Source organism: Pedococcus sp. 2YAF34, assembly GCF_052114585.1.
Classification (GTDB): domain Bacteria; phylum Actinomycetota; class Actinomycetes; order Actinomycetales; family Dermatophilaceae; genus Pedococcus.
Window position 1 is genome coordinate 1 of record NZ_JBFRFA010000130.1, and the last position, 401, is coordinate 401.

Annotated in this window: 1 protein-coding gene; it reads right to left on the reverse strand. The window is 65.1% G+C overall.

Features of this window, described 5'->3' with window-relative positions; translation table 11 throughout:
* Positions 1-49 precede the first annotated feature (49 nt).
* Positions 50-401, reverse strand: a 352-nt coding sequence (locus AB4Z02_RS19220; RefSeq protein ID WP_441972976.1) for a hypothetical protein, incomplete at its 5' end; no start/stop codon positions are given.

The following is a 401-nucleotide window of genomic DNA, read 5'->3' on the forward strand; positions in this document are numbered from 1 at the left end:
GTAGGGAGCATTGAAGCGACAGCCGATTGCGCCGAGTCCATGCCAATCCTCAGGAAAGCGCCGCGAGGATCAGGTCGCGATTCCGCCTGACCGCTCGATCCGCCGCCAGCAACAGACCGAGGCCGGAAGCCCATCCAGCGACGAGCCAGATCTCGCGATCCTCGTGGACGATCTCGCGAACTCCGGGTACCCGGCCGAGGGCGCGCTCCACTGCCGCGGTGAGAACCGCCGCATCGTTCTCGTCGCGCACGAATTCGCACGCGGCGACGCTGACCTGCCAACGGAATCGACGATCCCACGTCGTGCGTTCGGCTGCGATGGCATCAGGACCCTCGAAGCCCATCACCCAGCCGACTGTGAAGCCGTCGTCGAACGATGGAATCGGTAGCAGTATGCGCACG